This window comes from Thermoanaerobaculum aquaticum, assembly GCF_000687145.1.
GTDB lineage: Bacteria > Acidobacteriota > Thermoanaerobaculia > Thermoanaerobaculales > Thermoanaerobaculaceae > Thermoanaerobaculum > Thermoanaerobaculum aquaticum.
In genome coordinates this window covers 1-947 of record NZ_JMFG01000064.1, presented here as the reverse complement: position 1 = coordinate 947, position 947 = coordinate 1, and the positions used below count along the sequence as shown (strand labels likewise).

Genomic DNA, 947 nt, shown 5'->3' with positions numbered 1-947 from the left:
GGAGAACCTGGCTCGCTAGGACAGCGTGAGACTTGCCTTTGGAACTTCAACAACTGGGGTTGTAGGCGATTCCTTAGTAGTTGACTCTAGCGATCCGAAACCCCCGACCGAGCTTTAAGGGAAACTATGGCCCAATTGGATCCGGTAACCGAGCAAATCCTGCGGTGGGCCAAACGGGCCGCTCGCGCCGATAACCGAAACGCCCTTACAGCACTGGATGTGCTGTGCGGGGCCTGTGCTGTCTTGAGCGGAGAGCTTTCCCCTTCCGATGCGAAGCCGATTACGCAGGTGATCGGAGAGAGCCCGGTTTGGAGTGAGGACATTGTCCAGCTTCTGGAGCGTGCAAAGCAGGTTCCCGAGAAGGACGAGCGCCTGCCCTTGGACGGCGTTCTGCGCCAGGCGGTACAAGAGGTTTTCGCCCAGGATCCGAAGCTTCCATCGAATCTGCTGCTTTCGGCAATCCTGGCGCAGCGAGCTGACCCCGCCGTAGCTGCGTGGCTCCAAAACAACAAGGTGGTGGCGAAGGCTATTGTCTCTCCGGTGTTCCGATTCCTTGAGGACCTGCGAACCAGAGTTCAGACCTTAGAGCAGAGGTTGAGCGAAGAAGTCCTGGGGCAAGAAAATGCAATCCAAATGCTGGTGAACGCCTATTGGGAGGCGTGCCTGGGCAGGAAATCCGAAGGCCCCCGGGGCATTTTTACATTTCTCGGGCCGCCCGGAGTGGGGAAGACGCTCCTCGCGGAGCGTTTTGCTGCTGTCCTGCAAGAGATCGAAGGGGAGCGAGTTGCCTTCCGGCGGTTCGATATGGGTAGCTTTGCCGGCCCACAGAATTTTGAACAGCTGTTTGGGGCCGAGGGCTTTTACAAGGCGGCTCGTCCCGGGACCCTTACGGGTTTTGTGGCGGAAAATCCTCGAGCTGTGATCCTGCTGGACGAAATCGAAAAGGC

At 58.1% G+C, this 947-nt stretch carries 1 protein-coding gene; it reads left to right on the top strand.

What is annotated here, in order from left to right; genetic code table 11:
- Positions 1-243: 243 nt before the first annotated feature.
- Positions 244-947: AAA family ATPase (locus EG19_RS12040; RefSeq protein WP_161685667.1), on the top strand; the 704-nt coding region annotated here is incomplete at its 3' end.